At 71.9% G+C, this 16096-nt stretch carries 14 protein-coding genes; 7 read left to right on the top strand and 7 right to left on the bottom strand.

Annotation, left to right across the window (positions count from 1 at the left end):
- Positions 1 to 43: 43 nt before the first annotated feature.
- Positions 44 to 538, bottom strand: coding sequence for a DUF3145 domain-containing protein (locus ACFUO4_RS14205; protein ID WP_059192193.1), 495 nt, complete (start codon positions 536 to 538; stop codon positions 44 to 46).
- A 268-nt stretch (positions 539 to 806) separates the two neighbouring features.
- On the opposite strand from ACFUO4_RS14205, the gene ACFUO4_RS14200 reads away from it, so the two are divergent.
- Positions 807 to 1706: an SGNH/GDSL hydrolase family protein gene (locus ACFUO4_RS14200; protein WP_383483908.1), complete on the top strand. Its 900-nt coding sequence runs from the start codon at positions 807 to 809 to the stop codon at positions 1704 to 1706.
- Positions 1707 to 1721: 15 nt separating this feature from the next.
- Positions 1722 to 2696 (top strand): aldose epimerase family protein, encoded by a 975-nt coding sequence (locus ACFUO4_RS14195; protein ID WP_383483905.1) that lies wholly within the window; start codon positions 1722 to 1724, stop codon positions 2694 to 2696.
- A gap of 112 nt (positions 2697 to 2808) precedes the next feature.
- Here the strand turns inward: ACFUO4_RS14195 and ACFUO4_RS14190 are convergent, their stop codons facing one another.
- Positions 2809 to 5241: a glycoside hydrolase family 3 protein gene (locus tag ACFUO4_RS14190; protein ID WP_383483902.1), complete on the bottom strand. Its 2433-nt coding sequence runs from the start codon at positions 5239 to 5241 to the stop codon at positions 2809 to 2811.
- A gap of 166 nt (positions 5242 to 5407) precedes the next feature.
- On the opposite strand from ACFUO4_RS14190, the gene ACFUO4_RS14185 reads away from it, so the two are divergent.
- Entirely contained in the window at positions 5408 to 5986 is a 579-nt protein-coding gene (locus ACFUO4_RS14185; RefSeq protein WP_383483899.1) for a TetR/AcrR family transcriptional regulator, read from the top strand.
- A gap of 120 nt (positions 5987 to 6106) precedes the next feature.
- Here ACFUO4_RS14185 and ACFUO4_RS14180 read toward each other — a convergent pair whose 3' ends face one another.
- Both ACFUO4_RS14180 and ACFUO4_RS14175 read right to left on the bottom strand, forming a co-directional pair.
- Entirely contained in the window at positions 6107 to 6496 is a 390-nt protein-coding gene (locus ACFUO4_RS14180; RefSeq protein WP_079309763.1) for a RidA family protein, read from the bottom strand.
- 32 nt (positions 6497 to 6528) lie between these two features.
- Positions 6529 to 7326: an NAD(P)-dependent oxidoreductase gene (locus ACFUO4_RS14175; RefSeq protein ID WP_383483896.1), complete on the bottom strand. Its 798-nt coding sequence runs from the start codon at positions 7324 to 7326 to the stop codon at positions 6529 to 6531.
- Between the two features lie 50 nt (positions 7327 to 7376).
- Between ACFUO4_RS14175 and ACFUO4_RS14170 the strand changes: the two genes are divergently transcribed.
- Both ACFUO4_RS14170 and ACFUO4_RS14165 read left to right on the top strand, forming a co-directional pair.
- Positions 7377 to 8369 (top strand): LysR family transcriptional regulator, encoded by a 993-nt coding sequence (locus ACFUO4_RS14170; RefSeq protein WP_383485677.1) that lies wholly within the window; start codon positions 7377 to 7379, stop codon positions 8367 to 8369.
- An 80-nt stretch (positions 8370 to 8449) separates the two neighbouring features.
- Positions 8450 to 9685 (top strand): pyroglutamyl peptidase, encoded by a 1236-nt coding sequence (locus tag ACFUO4_RS14165; RefSeq protein ID WP_383483893.1) that lies wholly within the window; start codon positions 8450 to 8452, stop codon positions 9683 to 9685.
- Here the strand turns inward: ACFUO4_RS14165 and ACFUO4_RS14160 are convergent.
- From ACFUO4_RS14160 to ACFUO4_RS14150, 3 genes are all read right to left on the bottom strand, one after another.
- A complete protein-coding gene (locus ACFUO4_RS14160; protein WP_383483890.1) occupies positions 9657 to 10271 on the bottom strand; it encodes a LysE family translocator in 615 nt (204 codons plus the stop codon). The two genes, ACFUO4_RS14165 and ACFUO4_RS14160, sit on opposite strands and share 29 nt — an antisense overlap.
- The gene (locus tag ACFUO4_RS14155) at positions 10268 to 11053 is read right to left on the bottom strand and encodes an EI24 domain-containing protein (protein WP_383483887.1); all 786 of its coding nucleotides are present in this window, start codon (positions 11051 to 11053) and stop codon (positions 10268 to 10270) included. The genes ACFUO4_RS14160 and ACFUO4_RS14155 overlap by 4 nt, the downstream gene beginning before the upstream one ends.
- A 165-nt stretch (positions 11054 to 11218) precedes the next feature.
- Positions 11219 to 12082 (bottom strand): hypothetical protein, encoded by an 864-nt coding sequence (locus ACFUO4_RS14150; protein ID WP_383483885.1) that lies wholly within the window; start codon positions 12080 to 12082, stop codon positions 11219 to 11221.
- 170 nt (positions 12083 to 12252) lie between these two features.
- On the opposite strand from ACFUO4_RS14150, the gene ACFUO4_RS14145 reads away from it, so the two are divergent.
- Both ACFUO4_RS14145 and ACFUO4_RS14140 read left to right on the top strand, forming a co-directional pair.
- Positions 12253 to 14808 (top strand): M14 family zinc carboxypeptidase, encoded by a 2556-nt coding sequence (locus tag ACFUO4_RS14145; protein WP_383483883.1) that lies wholly within the window; start codon positions 12253 to 12255, stop codon positions 14806 to 14808.
- Entirely contained in the window at positions 14805 to 15956 is a 1152-nt protein-coding gene (locus tag ACFUO4_RS14140) for a serine hydrolase domain-containing protein (protein ID WP_383483880.1), read from the top strand. Before ACFUO4_RS14145 ends, ACFUO4_RS14140 begins: the two co-directional genes overlap by 4 nt.
- Positions 15957 to 16096: the final 140 nt, after the last annotated feature.

Below are 16096 nucleotides of genomic sequence, written 5' to 3'. Positions count from 1 at the left end.
GCCCCCACCGGTCGGTGGGGGCCCTTCGGCGTGTCCACGGTTCCTAGACCACCTGGTGCAGCCAGCGCACCGGCGCGCCCTCGCCCGCGTAGCGGAACGGCTCCAGTTCGTCGTCCCACGGCTTGCCCAGGAGCTTGGCGATCTCGGCCTCCAGGTCCGTCTCGCCCTGCTGGGAGCGGGTCAGGGCGGCGCGCAGGCGGTCCTCGGGGATGAGGATGTCGCCGTGGATGCCGGTGACGGCGTGGAAGATGCCGAGGTCGGGGGTGCAGCTGTAGCGCTCGCCCTCGGCCGTGGGGCAGGGCTCGGCGGTCACCTCGAAGCGCAGGAGGTGCCAGCCTCTGAGGGCCGACGCGAGCTTGGACGCGGTGCCCGGCTGGCCCTGCCAGGAGAACTCCGAGCGCCAGGTGCCGGGTGCCGCGGGCTGCCGGATCCAGTCGAGGTTGACGCGCGTGCCGAGCACTCCGGCGACGGCCCACTCGACGTGCGGGCACAGCGCGCGCGGAGCGGAGTGCACGTACAGGACTCCACGTGTCGTCACCGGGACCTCCGGGCAGAGCGGGACCATTGTGCGGACGAGATGAGTGGCGGTGGCGGCAGCCACGTTGATGGCGAGGCTACCGTGCGGCGGCGCAAGGAGTGTGACGTACCGTCGGTCCCGGTGCCGGGAAACGCCCGCCATTCACCCGGCAGGACGCTAGTACGGGGGGTTCGGGGTTCCCGGGCGTGGTCGGGAACTCCCGTGCGTTGTCATGGAGGGGGACGAATTCCGCAAGGGACTGCAAGTCGACCGAGGGGGTCACCAGGGGATGCGTAGCCGTGGGGCGCGTGCGCGTGCCGTTCTCGCCGTCGTGACGGCGGGTGTTCTGGGCGTCGCGGGATGCGATGCCGTCGGTGGCAACGCGTCGGAGCCGTCCGGCTCCGCGGCCCGGAGAAGCAAGCCGTCCCCGTCGCCGTCGCCGCTGTGGGACCGCAGTCCGGCGTCCCTCGCCGCGGTCGGTGACTCCATCACCCGGGGTTTCGACGCCTGTTCGCTGCTCAAGGACTGCACGGAGGCGTCGTGGGCGACCGGCAGCGACACGGCGGTCGACAGTCTCGCCGTACGCCTGCTGGGGAGGGCGAAGGCGGCGTCGTCGAGCTGGAACTACGCGGTGACGGGGGCGCGGATGGCCGATCTCGCCGGGCAGATGGCGCAGGCGGCGACGCGGAAGCCGGAGTTGGTGACGGTGATGGCGGGGGCCAATGACGCGTGCCGGGACTCGACCGCGGCGATGACGTCGGTGGCCGACTTCCGGGCGCAGTTCGAGGAGGCGCTGGACACGCTGCGGGCGGCGGCGCCGAAGGCGCAGGTGTACGTGGCGAGCGTGCCTGATCTCAAGCGGCTGTGGTCGCAGGGGCGGACCAATCCGCTGGGCAAGCAGGTGTGGAAGCTGGGGATCTGCCCGTCCATGCTGGGCGACCCCGACGATCTGGCCGCGGCGGCGACCGAGCGGCGCGACACCGTGCAGGACCGGGTGGAGGCGTACAACGAGGTGTTGGAGTCGGTGTGCGCGAAGGACAAGCGGTGCCGTTTCGACGGCGGCGCGGTCTACGCGTACCGCTTCGGGACCGACCAGTTGAGCCACTGGGACTGGTTCCACCCGAGTGTGAACGGCCAGGCGAGGCTCGCCGAGATCGCCTACCGGAACATCACCGCCAAGGGCACGTGACCTAAAGTTCCGCACATGAACGAACTCTTCGGCGCACTTCCCGACGGCACCCCGGTTCACCGCTGGACGCTGGAGCGGGCCGGAGTGCGGGTGCGGGTGTTGTCGTACGGCGGGATCGTGCAGTCGGTGGAGGTGCCGGACCGGGACGGGCGCGTCCAGAACGTGGTGCTGGGATTCGCTGACCTGGCCGGCTATCTCACGCACACCGGGCCCTACTTCGGCGCCCTGATCGGCCGGTTCGCGAACCGGATCGCCGGCGGCCGCTTCCCGCTGGACGGGGTGACGTACGCGCTCGCGCCCAACGGCGCGCCCAACTCCCTGCACGGCGGTGAGCGCGGCTTCGACAAGCGCGTGTGGGAGGTGACGCCGGCCGGCGAGCACGGGGTGCGGCTGTCGCGGGTCAGTCCGCACGGCGAGGAGGGCTTCCCGGGTCGGCTCGACGTCTCGGCGACCTACGCGCTGGAGGCCGACGGGGCGCTGCGGATCGCCTACGAGGCGACGACGGACGCGCCGACCGTCGTCAACTTCACCAACCACAGCTACTTCAACCTGGCCGGGTCCGGGAACGCCGGGGGTCATGAGCTGCGGCTGGCGGCCTCCCGGTACACGCCGGTGGACGCGGACCTGATCCCGACCGGGGTGCTGGAGGATGTGACGGGCGGGCGGTTCGACTTCCGGGAGGGGCGCAAGACCGGGTCGGGCTACGACCACAACTTCGTCCTCGACAAGGGCGTGACCGACACCCCCGTCGAGGTCGCCGAGCTGCACGACCCCTCCTCCGGCCGCGTGCTGACCGTCTCGACCACCGAGCCGGGCCTGCAGCTGTACACCGCGGACCATCTGCCCGAGCCCTTCGCCCCCTGCGACGGCGTGGCGCTGGAGACCCAGCACTTCCCCGACTCCCCCAACCAGCCGGGGTTCCCGAGCACGGTGCTGCGGCCCGGCGAGGTGTTCCGCTCGGAGACGGTGTACGGGTTCGGAGCGCGCTGAGCTTCCCAGGAAAGCCGAAAAGCCGGAAAGCCGAAAAGCTCCGGAAGGCATTTGCCCCGGCCCGGGTGTCAGGTCCCGGGCCGGGGCTGCTCATGGGGAGACTTGTCCCGGATCAGACGTTAATCGTCTCGGTGAGACGACGGTCCGTGATCGACCGCCCGACCTCGATCTCGTACGAACCCTTCACAAACGACCACGCCCCCTCCTCCTCGTTCCAGGTCTCGAAGGCCCGGCGCGGGATCTCCACCGTGACCTCGACGGTCTCGCCGGGAGCCGCCTCGGCCCCGGCGAAGCCGGCGAGGGCGCGCTCCGGGCGGTCGCCCGGTTCGGCGGGCGCGAGGTAGACCTGGACCACCTCACGGCCGGCCCGTTCGCCGGTGTTGCGGACCCGGACCTTGACGGTCGTGCCGGTGACCTCGGCGGACTCGTAGGCCCAGTCGGTGTAGCCGAGGCCGTGGCCGAAGGGGTACGAGGGGGTGCGGCCCTCCTTCGCCCAGGCGCGGTAGCCGATGAAGACGTCCTCGGTGTAGGGGAGCCGGCCGTCCTGCGGGGTGACCTGGGTGACCGGGGTGTCGGAGAGGGCGCCCCAGGTGGTGGGGAGGCGGCCGCCGGGCTCGTGGGCGCCGGTGAGGACGTCCGCGAGGGCCGCGCCGCCCTCCTGGCCGGGGAACCAGCTGAGCAGGACGGCGGCGACGTCGTCGCGCCACGGGAGCTCCACCGGGGAGCCGGAGTTGACGACCACGACCGTGTTCGGGTTGGCGGCGGCGACGGCGCGGACCAGGTCGTCCTGGCGGCCGGGGAGGTTCATGTCCTTGCGGTCGAAGCCCTCGGACTCGACGCGGTCGGTGGTGGCGACCACGACGACGGCCGTGTCGGCGTTCCGGGCGGCCTCGACGGCCTCGGCGATCAGCTCGTCGGGGTCGCGCTGCGGCTCCTGGTGGGCGAGGGCGAAGGCGACGACCTTGAAGGGGAAGCCCTCGGGGAGCTGGAAGACGTGGGTGAGGGAGACCTCGACCGGCTCTCCGGCGGTCAGTTCGACCTCGGCGCGGGGCACCGGGGAGCCGAAGAAGGCCTCGAAGGGGTCGGTGGTGTCGGCGGGGAGCTGGCGGTCGTCGTAGTACGTGGTGCCGTCGACGGTGAGGGTGAACGCGCCGACGCCCTTGACGCCGAAGGTGTGCGGGCCGGTGTCGCGCGGGGTGAAGGTGCCGGTCAGCTCGATGGTGTGGAGGGTGTCGTGGGTGACGCCCTCGGGGAGGTCGTCGCCCATCCACTGGATCTGGCCGTTCGGCGCGGAGCCGGTGCCGAGGACGTTGCCGTCGGCGTCCCGGCAGACGGCCCGCAGTGTGAACCCCTTGCCGGCGACGGCGAGTTCGGTGTTCGGGTCGGCGCCGACGGCGTACGTCAGATCGGGGAGGGCCGCGGCGAGGCCGTCGAGCGGGGAGACGATCCGGGACGGGAAGACGGTGGCGGAGCCGCCGCCGAGGATACGGGCGTCGCGGGCGGCGGCGCCGATGAGGGCGACGCTGCCGGGCTTCAGCGGAAGGGCGCCCTGGTTGCGGACCAGGACGAAGGCGCGGCGGGCGATCTCGCGGGCGAGTGCCTCGCCGTCGACGGGGCCGGGGAGTTCGGTGACGACGGGTTCGGCGTCCGCCAGGGCGCCGACCCGGGCGGCGAGCCGCAGGACGTTGCGGACGGCGGCGTCGACCTTGGTCTCGTCGACCTCGCCGTCCCGCACGGCCTGGGCGAGCGCGGGGCCGTAGACGGTCTGCGGGCCGGGCATGGCGACGTCGAGGCCGCCCTCGATGGCGCCCTTGGTGGAGCGGGCGGCCATCCAGTCGGAGACGTTGTAGCCGTCGAAGCCCCACTCCCCGCGCGCGATCTCGTTCACCAGGTGGTGGTGCTCGGTCATGGTGACGCCGTTGACCTGGTTGTAGGCGGTCATGATGCCCCAGGGACGGGCGTTCTCCACGATGAGCTCGAAGGGCCTCAAGTACAGCTCGCGCAGGGCCCGTCCGGAGACGAGGTTGTCGACGGTGAAGCGGTCGGTCTCCGCGTCGTTGGCGACGAAGTGCTTGACGGTGGTGCCGACACCGCCGGACTGGACGCCGGACACGTATCCGGCGCCGATCAGACCGGTCAGGTACGGGTCCTCGCTGTAGGCCTCGAAGTGCCGTCCGCCGAGCGGGGAGCGATGGAGATTGACGGTCGGGGCGAGCAGCACGTGGACGCCCTTGCGGCGGGCCTCCTGGGCGAGCAGGACGCCGGCGCGGCGGGCGAGCTCGGGGTCCCAGGTGGCGGCGAGGGCGGTCGGCGAGGGCAGGGCGATCGACGGGTCGTCGGCGGTCCAGCGCACCCCTCGGACGCCGATCGGCCCGTCGGACATGACGAGGGACGCGAGACCGATCTCGGGCAGGGCGGGCAGCGTCCACATGTCCTGTCCGGACAGCAGCCGGGCCTTGGCATCCAGGTCGAGCTTGCCGAGAGCGGCTGCCACGGCGGCCTCGCGGGCCTGGTCGGCCGGGGTGCTGGAGTAGGCGCCCGCCATTGGGTCCTCCTGGGTTCGGGGCTGCGCGGTCCGCGCGGTCCGCGCGGTCCGTGCGGTCCGTGCGATCCGTGCGATCCGTGCGGTCCGCGGAAACCCCTTCATCGTGCACCCGTCACCTGTAGACCGGTAGGTTTCGTTATCCGTACGTTATATTCGGCATACGGCCATGCCGTACGGTGAGCCCATGAACGCCAGGGTCAGGAGCGAGGCGCGACGCTCGGAGATCGTGCGGGCGGCTCTTGAGGTGATCGCCGAGCGCGGTTACCGGGGAGCGAGCCTGGCCGCGGTGGCCGAGCGGGTCGGGCTGACCCAGCAGGGGCTGCTGCACTACTTCCCCACCAAGGACGCGCTCCTGGTCGCCGTGCTCACCGAGCGGGACCAGTGGGACGCGGTACCGCACACCCAGTGGCGGGTCGATCTGCTCGTCTCCCTGGTGGAGTACAACGCGATGCGGCCCGGCATCATCCAGACCTTCTCGGCGCTGCTCGGCGAGAGCGTCACCGAGGGGCACCCGGCGCGCGGCTACTTCACCGAGCGGTACGCGCAGGTGCGGACGAACATGGCGGCGGTGCTGCGCGCCGAGTACGGCGACCGGCTGCCCAACGGGCTCACCCCCGAGCGCACGGCACCGCTGCTGGTGGCGGTGATGGACGGACTTCAGTACCAGTGGCTGCTGGACCCGGAGTCTGTGGACATGCCGGGCGCCTTCCGGGACTTCCTCACGCTGCTGGGCGAGGAGAGCTGAACCTCCCGGCTACTGGCGCCAGATGCCCAGTAGCCGACGGCCGCCAGCGCGACCAGTTCGATCAGGAAGAGCACGCCCAGGTTCGTCGCCTTCATGGAAGGCAGTATCACCCGGAAACGATCACTTCGGTGCGGGCACCGCGGCGACCACCTCCACCTCGATCTGGGCCTCCTCCCGGAACAGCCGCGGCACCTCGAAGGTCATGCTGGTGGGCGGGGTGCCGGTGAGGAACTCCCCTCGCACGGCGCCGTATTCGGCGAGGCGGCCGATGTCCGTCAGATAGGTCCGGATGTTGATGACGTCGGCGAGCGTCGCGCCGTGCGCCTTCAGCAGCGCGTCGATGGTCTCGAAGACGCCCCGGCTCTGCTCGGCGAGGGTGTCGCCCTCGGCTATCTGGCCGGAGAGGAACAACAGGGCGCTGCCGTCGGCCTGTTCGACGCGGGCGACCTGGGAGTAGTAGGGGCTCAGGGGCTGGGGTGCGGAGGCCGGGTTGCCGAGGGTGATCTTCACGGGGTTCCTTCAGTGGTCGGCGCGGGGTTCCTTCAACGGGCGGTGTCACGGATGCGGGCGGCGGCCACGGAGATGTCCGCGCCGGGCTCGGCGACCCGTCGGTACTGGTCCGACGCGGCCTGGATGACGGGCAGTTCGGCGGCCTTCGCGGCCAGGACGAGGTCCTTCACCGCGAGCGCCGTGTCGAAGTGGACGCCCTCGGCGAAGGCGCGGGCGACGGCTCCCCCGAGAGGACTGTTCGCGAGGGCCGCGCGGGCCGTCTCCCCGTCCAGACCGAGGGCGTCGGCGAGCCGCAGCGCCTCGGCGACGACCGCGATCCCGCCGATGACGGCCGAGTTGACGACGAGCTTGAGCGCGGCGCCGGAGCCGAGCGGCCCGGTGCGGGTGACCGTGCCGAGGTGCGCGAGGACATGCTCGACGCCGGCCGTGTCACCGCCCGCGAGGATGCCGAGGGTGCCCGCGGCGGCCTTGTCGGTGCTGCCCATGACGGGGGCGTCCACGACGGAGACTCCGGCGAACCGGTCGAGGCGGCGTACGGCGTCGGGCCCGACGGTGGACATCTCGATCCAGTGGGTGCCGGGACGCAGGGCCGCTGAGACGGCCTCCGCGACCGCGTCCAGCGCCGCGGGGCCGGCGAGCATCGTGATCACGACGTCGGCGTCCCGTACGGCGTCGGCGGGCGACGCGGCCGCGACGGCTCCCCCGGCGACGAGGGGCGCGGCCTTCTCGGCGGTGCGGTTCCAGACGGTCAACGGGTGCCCTGCGGCGAGGAGTCTGCGGGCCATGGGGGCACCCATGTGCCCGAGGCCCAGGAAGGCGATGTGCTCCATGGCGACGACGCTATGCGGCGCCCGACGGATGCGACAAGCGAATGTCTAGCATTGCTGCCATGCCGAACTCGCATGACTCGCATGACGTGCATGACGTGTATGACGTGCAGGGCTCGCATGGCTCGCGTGGATTCGAGACCCTCGATCTCTCGACCGTCTGGCTGCGGGCGTTCCTGGAGGTCGCCCGGCAGGGGTCGTTCACGGGCGCCGCTCGCAGCCTCGGCTGGACCCAGTCCGCGGTCTCCCGGCAGATCTCCTCGCTGGAGACGGCCCTGGGCGGCGCCCCGCTCTTCGACCGGCTGCCGAGGGGCGTACGGCTCACCGAGGCCGGTCGCGTCCTCGTGCCGTACGCCGAGACCGTCGTCGAGGCGCTGCGAGGCGCCGGACGGGAGCTCACCGCCCTGCGGGAACTCGCGGGCGGGCGGCTGCGGTTCGGGGCGTTCGCGACGGCCGACGCGGCGCTGGTGCCGCAGGCGCTGGCCGCGTTCCGGGCCCGGCACCCGAAGGTGCGGGTCACCCGCGAGGAGGGCCTCACCCCGAGGCTCCTGGACCGGCTGACCGCCGGCCATCTGGACCTGGCGGTCGTCTCCACGACGGGCCGCCCGCCCCTGGAGGCGTACGACCTCCACCACCTCCTCGACGAGTCCCTGTACGTCGCCGTCCCCGCCGGTCATCAACTGGCGGGCGGCGGCCCGGTGCGGCTCGGCCGGTTCGCCGACGCGGACTGGATCTCGGGGAGCGCCCGCCCGGAGGGGACGCTGCTGGACGCGGCGCTGCGGGAGGGGTTCCGGCCGCGTGTGGCGCATGTCGTCGCCGAGTGGACGGCGAAGCAGGGGTATGTGGCGGCGGGCCTGGGGGTGACGCTCATCCCTGCGCTGGCCGCCGCGTCCGTGCGGCCCGACGTGGCGTTGGTACCGGTGCGGGACGAGGGGGCGCCGGCGCGGGCGGTGTACGCGGCGACTGTACGAGGGCGGGTGGAGACGCCGGTGGTGGAGGCGTTTGTGGGAGCGTTGCGGGAGGCCGCCGGGACATTGCGCTCCTGAACCACGCCCCATGGCGTAGGTCACTTCCGTCACGCCATACTCAGCCCACTCCCCCCACACCATACGGAGGCTGAACTCCCGTGACTTCTCTCCGCGTTCGGATCGGCGTCCTCGGATTCGCCCTGGTGGCCGGACTCACGGCCGCCCCACACCCGGCCCAGGCGGCCACCGCCACCGTCGAGGAGCAGCGGCTCGGCAACGCGGTGCCGCAGGAGATTCTCCGGCGGTCCGGATTCGACTCCGTGGCACCGGAGTTCGCGCGGGCGCTCGGCTCGGCGCACAGCTATGCGCAGGCCCGCCGGATCGTCGTACACGCAGGGTCGGCGCTGTGGGAGCGGGCCGTGGACCGGGCGCAGGGGCGGGGGCCCGCGGGTGGGGATCTGAGTCGGGACGATGACCGGCCGCTGTACTGGGCGCGGTTGGGAATGACCAAGGAGGTGCGGGGCTGGAAGCCGGAGTTCGGGCTCAGTGCCGCCCAACGGACCACTCTGCTCGACCAGTTGGAGCGGGCCTCGCGCGGGCAGACCGATATCCGCTACCCCAAGGGCCCCCACAAGCGGGTGCTCGTCACCGGGTTCGATCCGTTCACGCTCGATCGGGACATCCGGATCTCCAACCCGTCCGGGGCGACCGCGCTCGCGCTCGACGGGACGGTGATCGAGACGGCGGACGGGCCGGCCCGGGTGGAGACGGCCGTGTTCCCGGTGCGGTGGCGGGACTTCGCGGACGGCACGGTGGAGCGGACGCTGCGGCCGTATCTGAAGAAGGTCGATCTGTTCACGACCGTCAGCCAGGGCCGGGTCGGCAGGTTCGACGTCGAGCGGACCAACGGGGCCTGGCGGGGCGGGTTCGGGGACAACGAGAACGTGAGCCGGACCGAGACCATACCCGTCACTGATCCGGCCTCACAGCCGCAGTGGACGACGACGACCTTGCCGTACAAGGCGATCGTGGCCGCGGCCACCGGCCGGTTCCCCGTCTACGACAACACGAGCGTGACCGAGATACCGGCCGGAGCGACCGATCCCGTCGTCCGCCCGGACGGGCCGACGGCAGGGTCGACGGCCCGGGCCGGGGGCGGCGGCGACTATCTGTCGAACGAGATCGCCTACCGCGCCACGCTGCTGCGGGACCGGCTCGGACTGCACGACCGGCTGCCGGGCGGCCATGTGCACACGCCCGTGCTGCAGTTCGGGTCCGGGAACACGACCGAGGTGACCGACCCGCAGTTCGTGGCGAACCGGCTCGACATCATCGCGCAGGTGCGGGCGATCCTGACGGTCGCCGTCAGTGCGACGGAGCGAACGCGAGGCTGATGCCGAGGCCGGCCAGGACCGAACCGATCACCTTGTTGAGGACCTTCTGGCCGCGCAGCATCAGGGTGCGCATCCGGTCGTGCGAGAAGAAGACCGCGACGACGCCGAACCACAGCAGGTGGGCCAGCGACATGAACAGGCCGTAGCCCACCTGCTGGTAGACCGGGGTGCCGGGGCTGACGACCTGGGCGAAGGTCGAGACGACGAAGAGGGTCGTCTTGGGGTTGAGGACGTTGGTGAGGAAGCCGGAGCGCAGGGCCTGGAGCGGGGTGAGGTCCGAGGTGGTCTCCAGGTCGACCTCGACCTCGCCCCGGGCGCGGAAGGTGCGGACGCCGATGTACACGAGGTAGGCGGCGCCGACCAGCTTGATGACCGTGAACAGGAAGGTGGAGGAGGCGATCAGCAGGCCCACGCCGAGCATCGTGTACGTGACGTGGACCAGGACGCCCGCGGCGACGCCGGTCGCGGCGAGGACGCCGGTGCGGCGGCCGTGGAGGTAGCTGTTGCGGACGACCATGGCGAAGTCGGCGCCGGGGGCGATGACGGCCAGGACGGTGATGACGGCGACGGCGAGTATCTCGGTCACGAGGTGACGTCCTCCACGTCGTTCGAGTCGTCCCGGGTCTCCTCACCCAGCAGTTCGCGGGCCATGAGGGTGGCGCCCGCGACCGCGCCCGGCATCAGGAACACCGCGACGAACGGGACCAGGAAGGCCAGGCCCAGGGGTGTGCCGAAGCCCCAGACCAGGGTCTTGCGGGAGCGGAGCAGGGCGAGCCGGTCGCGGAGTTCGACGCCGCGGCGCTGCATCGCGACGGCGACGAGTTCCTCGGTGAGGAAGAAGCCGGTGACGAAGAAGCCGATGACGGGGACGACGGTCTGCCCGACGAACGGGACGAAGCCGAGGCCGAAGAGCAGGACGCCCCACAGCAGCGCACGGAAAAGGATCCTGATGCTGTCCCGCGCGGAGATCCACAGCTCCCGCCAGAGCGGGAGGTCCGACTCGGGGGCGGTGCCGTCCGGGGAGACGTCACGGTCGACCTTCTCCGACAGGCTCTCGTAGAAGGGCTGGCCTATCAGCAGCGTGACCGCGGTGAAGGTGAGGACCGCGAGGAGCAGGGCGAGCGCCCACAGCACGACGGTGAGGAACCCGCGGAAGATGCCCGCCCAGGGGCTCGACCAGTCGTCGGCGAACGGCGTCGCCCAGCCGACGAGGTCGTCCCCCCAGATCGCGAGCGACACCAGGGCCGCCCCGTAGAGAACGAGGGTGATGAGCCCCGGGATCAGCCCGAACTCGTACTGTCTGCCGTGCCGGGCCACCCACCGCTGGCCTTTCAGGAGGTACGTGAACCCCACCCCAAGATCGCGCATGGCCGAACTCTATCGGTCGGCCGGGACGGGGCTCGCGGTCGTGGCCACCACCCCGCCGCTCACGCGGCCGACACCGCCATCACCCTCACACGGCCGCCACCGCCATCACCCTCACACGGCCGCCACCTCCACCACCGCTCACACGGCCGCCACCGAAACCACCGCTCACACGGCCGCCACCGACACCACCACCCCCGGTTCCGCCGCCGGGCTCGCCGCCGCCGACACCCGTACCGCCGCCGCCCGGGCGACCCGGCCCGCGCGGGAGGCGCCGGCCAGCAGGAGCGGCTGGAGGTGTTCGAGGCCGGCCACCAGCAGTTCCTCGCCCGCGACCAGCACCGGTCCGGCCGCCTTGGCCGTCGCGGCTGCCGCCTCCGTGAGGTCGGCGAGGGGCTGGAGGGAGGCGCGGACGACGCCCGCGCCCGCCCCGGCCGCCCGTTCCGCCAGCGCCACCTGGAGCGGCATCAGCGGGGCCAGGGCGGCCGTCAACGCGTCGGCGATACGGCGGAGTTCGGGGGACGAGTCGCGCAGGACCTCCGCCGCCGAGCGGATCAGCGGGGTGAGGGCGAGCAGGGCGCCGGCCGCGAGGCCCGCCGCGGCGGGGAGCAGCGGGGAACTGGCCTCGACCAGGTCGCCCAGTGCCGTGGCGAACTCCTCCACCGCCGGTTCCACCGCGTCCAGCACCGGCAGCAGGCTGTCTCCCAGCGCGGTGAGTAGGGCCTGCGCCGGCTGGCTGACCGGGTGCACGGCGAGGGGGGCGCCGCTGGTGCCGAGGCGGGTCAGGGTGTCGACGATGCGGTAGAACGCCTCCTGCGCCTGGGGCGAGGCGCTGGCCTCGGCCAGTTCGGCGGTGGTCTGCCGCAGGACCCGGAGCACCTCCTGGCCGGAACCGTCTCTGGGGTCGAAGGTGTTGATCGCGATCCGGGTGATGTTGCCCGCGGTGTCCAGGAGTTGGCCGGTGATGTCCGTCGTGCTGCGGGCCATGCGCAGTACGTCGTCCCTGCTGGGGAGCGAAGGGATGGTTGCCATGGGTGGCTCTCCTCGTCCTCGGCTCGTTCGCCTTCAGCATGCCCGGTCCGGGGCCGGCGGGATGCGCCATCCGGGGCATCCGTGACACCAACTCCCTCTTGTTCCGGTTGAGTCGAACAGGTACATGTCGCCGTACCGATCTCAGGAAGCTCCCGGAGGAGGTACGACCCGTGCGCACCACGAGCACCACCCCTGCGAGACCCGTACTGATCGCCGCCCTCGCCCTGACCACGGCGGGGTCCCTGCTCCTCACCCCCCACCAGGCCGGGGCCGACCCCGAGCCGTCCCCCACCCGTCACGAGCCCGCCCTCGACGAGCGCGCCGCCCAGGCCCCCGCGAGCGCCGCCCAACGGGCCCTCGGCACCGACGCCCCCGCCGGCGGACCGAAGGTCACCGGCTATCCGCGCGAGCAGGTGCTGTCCCCCGACCCTGAGAACCCGGCCGACAAGTCCCTCAAGCTCGGCCTCACCCCGTACCACGCGATCGCCCCCGAGCTGAACGCGATCCAGGCACTCGGCGACCGGGTGAGCGTCGAGGTGACCGGCACGTCGGCGGGCGGGCACCGCCTCTACCTCGTCACCGTCACCGCCCCGGAGACCGCCCGCCAGGCCCGCGCCCAGCAGCGGATGCGCGACCTCATCGAGAACGCGCCCGCTGCTGCTGCCAAGTCACGCGAGATCAAGGCGAGTTACAAGACCCCCGTCTTCTTCAACAACAACATCCACGGCAACGAGTGGGAGGGCACCGACGCCTCCCTCAAGCTGATCGAGCAGCTCGCCACCGCCAAGGACAAGCGCACGAAGGACCTCCTCGCCCACTCCCGCCTGTACTTCAACATCACGGCCAACCCCGACGGCCGTATCGCCGGCACCCGCGCGAACGCCAACGGCTTCGACCTGAACCGGGACTTCGTCACCGCCTCCCAGCCCGAGACACGGGCCATGCGGCAGATCGAGATCGACAAGCAGCCGACCGTGATGCTCGACCTGCACGGGTACGTCAACGGCACCCTCATCGAGCCCACCACACCCCCGCACGGCGAGAACTACGAGTACGACCTCTTCCTGAAGAACACCTACGCCAACGCGCTCGGCATGGAGGCCGCCGTCAACGGCCTCGGCTACACACCCGCCGAGGACGGCGTGGAGCCGGCCCAGATCCCCTTCCGGGACCAGCAGGAGGGCTGGGACGACTGGCCGCCCATCTTCACACCGCAGTACGCGGCCTTCCACGGCACGGTCGCCGCGCACACGGTCGAGATCCCGCTCCAGGTGAACAACTCGGCCTACACCAACCTCCCGGTCGAGGAACTCCGCCGCCGCTCGGCCGTCAACACGGCCGTGGCCGGCGCCGCGATCCGCGCCACGCTCGACTTCGTACGGACGCGCCGCACCTCGCTCGTCGCCGACCAGATCGAGGTCTTCCGACGCGGGGCGGCAGGCGCCGCGCAGGTACCGGTGTCGGCGAAGACAGTGCCGGGCGTACCCGGAATCGGCCCGGAGGACGTCTACACGACCACCTTACCCCGCGCCTACGTGATCCCGTCCGGCAAGACGGCCGCCGCCCGCCTCGTGGACCACCTCCTCGCCAACGACGTCCGGGTCACCCGCGCCACCAAGGCCTTCCGCCTGTCCGGCCGCACGTACCCGAAGGGTTCGTACCTCGTCGACATGCACCAGCCCAAACGCGGCCTGGCGAACGTCCTGTTGGCGGACGGCCGCGACATCAGCGACAAGGTGTCGGTGATGTACGACATCTCGGGCTGGAGCCTGGGCCGCCTGTGGGGCGCCGCGGTGACGTCCCTGCCGACGGGAAAGCTCACGGGCCTCCCCCTGCGCCCCGTACGGAAAGCCACCTCCGTCGGCCGGGTCGCCCCGCACGGCGACCTGAGCCTGCGGCTCGACGACCCGGCGGCGATCGCGGCTCTCAACTCCCTCCTCCAGCAAGGCGTTCCGGTACGCGCCACGGCGGACGGCGGCACCGCGATCGTCCCGGCGTCGGCCCGCTCGAAGGCCACGGCCCTCGCCCGCGCCCACGACGTCACCTTCGACGCCACCCGCCTCACCGGCGCCACCCCGCTGCACCGCACCCGCGTGGCCGCCGCGGTCACCCCGGGTGAGCTCTTCGCCCTGCGCGAGATGAACTTCGAGGTCACACCGGTGTCGACGGCCGTGCTCAACGCGGGCTTCGACTGGTCGGCGACGGATGTCCTGATGGTATCGGCGGGTTTGGAGTACGGCGACCTGACCCCACCCGCCCGCAAAGCCCTGGACGCGTTCCTCTCCCCCTCGTCCGGCCATGGCCTGGTCGGACGGGGCATCGGCGGGGCTGAACTGAGCACCGCCACCGGCCTCCTGGCCGCGAAGCCCGTCGAGGGCAACGGGGACGCGAACGGCGTGGTCCGCATGGTGAACGCGGGCCCGATCACCACCGGCACACCGGGTTACGGTTTCGTGTACGCCCCCGTCTGGTTCACCGACCTAGGACCGCAGATCCGCATCGAACAGTCGTACGCGACCGGCAACCCCTTGGTCTCCGGACACTGGCGCCCCCTGGAGGACGGCACCGGCGGCCCCTCGGCCGCGGCCGGACAACCCGCAGTGATCAGCGGTCCGCACGCGGTCCTCTTCGGCACCGAGCCTCTCTTCCGGGACCATCCGAAGGGAGAATTCCCGCAGGTGGCAAGGGCATTGTTCAGCATGGCAGCAGTCAAGGAGAGCGGATGACGCAGGAGATCCACGGCACCGTCGCCGACGGCTTCGAGGCGGTGCGCGAGGAGTTCGCCGCCTTCGTGGCCGGTGAACGCCCCGACTACGAGGGTCAGTTGTGCGCCTATGTGCACGGCCGCAGGGTCGTCGACCTGTGGACCGGCGACGGCAACGAGGCGGACTCCCTCCACGCCGTCTTCTCCTCGACGAAGGGCGCCGCGCACCTCGTGGTGGCGCTCCTGGTCCAGGACGGCACGCTCGAACTCGACCGCAAGGTGACCTACTACTGGCCGGAGTTCGGGGCCGAGGGCAAGGGCGGCCTCACCCTCCGCGACCTGCTCGCGCACCGCGCCGGCCTGGTCGGCCTGGACGCGGGCTTCTCACGCGCCGAGATGGCCGACGACCGCGTCATCGCCGAACGCCTCGCCGACCAGCGCCCGTTCTGGCGCCCCGGCACGGCCTTCGGCTACCACGCGCTGGTCATAGGCGCCCTGACCGGCGAGGTGGTCCGCCGCGCCACGGGCCGCACGATCCAGGACCTGTGGGAAGACCGAGTCCGCGCCCCCTACGCCCTCGACTTCCACCTGGGCCTCCCCGCCTCCCAGGAACCCCGCTACCGCCCCGTCCAGCCGATGCTCCCCACCCCCGAGCAGCAATCCCTCATCGACGCGTCGCCCCAGGGCCCGCACACCCTGACCTCGATCGCGTTCAACGCGCACGTCCCGGACACGGGCGACCTCGTCGACTACGCCAACTCCCGCGAGGTACGAGCCAAGGGCCCGGCCTCCGCGGGCGGAGTGGCCGCGGCCAGAGGCCTCGCCGGAATGTACGCCGCAGCCATCAGCGAACTGAACGACCGCCCACCCCTCCTCAAGCCGGACACGATCGCCGAGGTGGGCCAGATCCACTCCATCGGCTACGACCTGATCGCCCGCGCCCACCGCTCCTACGGCCTCGGCTTCCAGGCCACGGCCGACACCTGGCACCCCTTCCTGGGCGCCGGGGCCTTCGGCCACAGCGGCGCAGCAGGCTCCCAGGGCTTCGCCGACCCCCGCAGCGGCCTGGCCTACGGCTACACCCGCCGCCGCCTCGCCTTCCCAGGCGGAGCGGCCCCAGAAAACAACGCCCTGGTCAGAGCGGTACACACAGCAGCGCTGGCCCACTGAAACCCAAAACCCCACGGCACAGGCCCACCACGTCCCACTCTCTGCGGGCCACCGGCCGGGAGGGAGCCGTAGGGGCGCGCCGGGGTGGGGGCGGCCCAACGGCCGCGGCCCGCAGGGGGGAGCAACAAGCGGCGGCCGCG

Origin of the sequence: Streptomyces sp. NPDC057280 (genome assembly GCF_042668605.1) — a bacterium.
Taxonomy (GTDB): Bacteria; Actinomycetota; Actinomycetes; order Streptomycetales; family Streptomycetaceae; genus Streptomyces.
The sequence above is the reverse complement of the archived record's forward strand: the minus strand, read 5'-3'. Positions and strand labels throughout refer to the sequence as shown.